A 2524-nucleotide genomic window follows, 5' to 3' on the forward strand; every position below is an offset into this window, starting at 1 on the left:
CGGCGCGCCCGTATTGCTGCGGACTGACGACATAGGCGCCGCGCACGCCCGTCAAGGCGCGCGTCAAGGCGTCCGCATCAATCAGGTCGGCCTCTGCGATCTCGGCGCCGCGCCCGGCCCAGGCCCCGCCCCTGGCGCGATCGCGCAACACCACGCGCAGCGGCAGGCCCGCGCGCAGCAGCGCGTCGGCCGCGGCGGCCCCGGTGCGGCCGGTGGCGCCGAACACGGCATAAGGCAGGTCATTGCTCATTCTTGAAACTCCAGATCAGGGAAAGCTGAAGCTTGCGGCCTGCGCTACCATGCGTCCATGGCATGAAGTGCATAGTGGACATGCATCAAATGGATTTGAATTCCATCGACCTGAACCTGCTGAAGTTCCTCGACGCGCTGGCACAGGAGCGCAGCGTAACGCGTGCCGGCCTGCGTCTCGGGCTGAGCCAGCCCGCCGCCAGTCGCGCCCTGGGCCGACTGAGGGCCATGCTCGACGACCGCCTGGTGGCGCGCGGCCAGCACGGGCTGGAGCTAACGCCCCGGGGGCAGCAACTGGCCGGCCCGGTCAGCCGTCTGCTGGAATCCGCCCGCGCCATCGTTTCGCCGCCGTCCTTCGATCCGGCCACGGCCTCAGGCCGCTACACCCTTGCCGCGCACGACCACCTGGCGCTGCTGATCGTGCCGGGATTGATGGCGCGGTTCGCGCGGCTGGCGCCGGGCCTGGACCTGGACATTGCCCAGCCCGCCGGCGACAACGTCCGCCGGGTCGCCGACGGCGCCGTGGACCTGGCCGTGGGCGTGTTCGACGCGCTGCCCGCCAGCCTGTACAGGCGCGCGCTGTACGAAGACCGGCTGACCTGTGTGCTGCGCGCCGACCATCCCGATGCCGTCGGCCTGGACCTGGATGGCTACCTGGCGCAGCGCCACATCGCCGTCACCATCTCCGGCGTGGGCGCGAGCCCCGTGGACGCGGCCCTGTCGGCGCGCGGCCTGACACGACGCGTGGCGCTGCGCGTGCCCCACTTCCTGGCCGCCGCCATGATGACGGCGGACAGCGACATGGCGCTGACGCTGCCCGGGCGACTGGCGCGGCGACTGGCGGCCACGCTGGCGTTGCAGGTCGTGGACCTGCCCCTGCCCATGCCGCCGCTGTCGCCGGCCATGATCTGGCACGAGCGCTTCCAGGACGATCCCGCCCATGCCTGGCTGCGCGGACAGATCGTAGAATCCGCGCAGGCGGCGGCCGGCGCTTGAAACAAGGCGCCAGCCCGCCATCCTCATCCCGAACCTCGAACCCGCGCCGGACCCAAAGCCGGCACATCCTTGCATGACACCCATTTCCCTGCTCGACTTCCTGCGCCTGGGCGCCTTCGGTCCCTACACCCCCACGGTCCACTGCACGCCCGAGGACGTGTTCCTGGCGCTGGGCGCGCCGGAAGAGGCCTACGCCCCCGGCGACCTGGACCGCGCCTATGTCGCGGGCGACGCGCGCTGCTTCCCGCTGATCGTGGCCTATGGCGACGTGGAATTCCATTTCGCCGCACCGACCGAGCTGACGACGCTGTTCGTGGACAGCTTCAGCGGCCGGCGCGGCGCGCCCGACGGCGGACCGCTGAAACTCGCCGATCCCGGCCCGCTGCGCGAGGGCACGTCGCTGGCGCGGTTCGAGGCGGCCGCGGCCACGCTGGACATCGACATCCGCTCGATCCGGCCGTATTCGCCGCCTTATGCCTTCGTGGCGCTGACGGAGGGTGGCGTGGAAGTGGGATTCGAGCATGACGACCCGGACGCGCCAGGTTCGGAGCCCGTGTTGCGGTGGTTCTGCTGGACGCCGCCGCGCCCGGCGGCCTTAGCGCGGGAGCCTCGCCCAATCAGGCCCGCCGCTGCGGGCATCGGCACGGACGCCTCCTGTCGCAAAGCCTCGTAGCCTGACACCTTTGGCAATCCTTCCCGCCCCGGCGGGCGGCCGCGTCGACGTTACAATCCCCGGGCAGCTTTCCCCAACGCCTTACCCGCCTTCCCCCATGTCCAACCTCATCGTCCACGGCGGCACGCCCCTGCGCGGCCGCGTCGTTCCTTCCGCCAACAAGAACGCGGTCCTGCCCATCCTGTGCGCCACGCTGCTGACCGATCAGCCGCTGCGGCTGAACGGCGTGCCGGACATCACCGACGTGCGCAAGATCCTGGACATCTTCCGCGCCCTGGGCAGCCAGGTGAAGCTGGACGAAACCACCCGCGTGCTGGACCTGCACCATCGCGACACGCGCTTCGACGCCGCCGTGCACCGGCTGCCCGAGGAAATGCGCTCGTCCATCATGCTGGTGCCGCCGCTGCTGGCGCGCTTCGGCGTGGCGCGGCTGGAGGACAACGTCAAGGGGTGCACGCTGGGCGTGCGCGAGATCGATCCGCACGTGGACATCTTCCGCTCCTTCGGCGGCCAGGTGGAACGCGCCGACGGCTCGCTGCTGGTGCGCAGCAGCGGCCCGCTCCGCCCCACCCATCACTGGCTGGACTATGCCTCGGTGACCACCAC

Annotated in this window: 3 protein-coding genes and 1 pseudogene; 3 read left to right on the forward strand and 1 reads right to left on the reverse strand. The window is 70.9% G+C overall.

From position 1 onward, the window contains the following. A partial coding sequence (locus KDH83_RS30315; protein ID WP_212322658.1) for an NmrA family NAD(P)-binding protein occupies positions 1-250 on the reverse strand: 250 nt, incomplete at its 3' end. Between the two features lie 89 nt (positions 251-339). Between KDH83_RS30315 and KDH83_RS30320 the strand changes: the two genes are divergently transcribed. The 3 genes and pseudogenes from KDH83_RS30320 to KDH83_RS30330 all read left to right on the forward strand — a co-directional run. Further along, the gene (locus KDH83_RS30320) at positions 340-1245 is read left to right on the forward strand and encodes a LysR family transcriptional regulator (protein ID WP_249205463.1); all 906 of its coding nucleotides are present in this window, start codon (positions 340-342) and stop codon (positions 1243-1245) included. A gap of 73 nt (positions 1246-1318) precedes the next feature. Next, positions 1319-1918 (forward strand): hypothetical protein, encoded by a 600-nt coding sequence (locus KDH83_RS30325; protein WP_212322662.1) that lies wholly within the window; start codon positions 1319-1321, stop codon positions 1916-1918. Between the two features lie 97 nt (positions 1919-2015). Beyond that, positions 2016-2524, forward strand: a pseudogene (locus KDH83_RS30330) (UDP-N-acetylglucosamine 1-carboxyvinyltransferase); the annotation flags it as partial.

The organism is Achromobacter sp. Marseille-Q0513, from assembly GCF_018195695.1.
Classification (GTDB): domain Bacteria; phylum Pseudomonadota; class Gammaproteobacteria; order Burkholderiales; family Burkholderiaceae_B; genus Achromobacter.

What these genes read in the sequence shown, in the direction of transcription:
- KDH83_RS30320 (WP_249205463.1), top strand. Translation starts at nt 340, where the DNA reads ATGGATTTGAATTCCATCGACCTGAACCTGCTGAAGTTCCTCGACGCG.
- KDH83_RS30325 (WP_212322662.1), top strand. Translation starts at nt 1,319, where the DNA reads ATGACACCCATTTCCCTGCTCGACTTCCTGCGCCTGGGCGCCTTCGGT.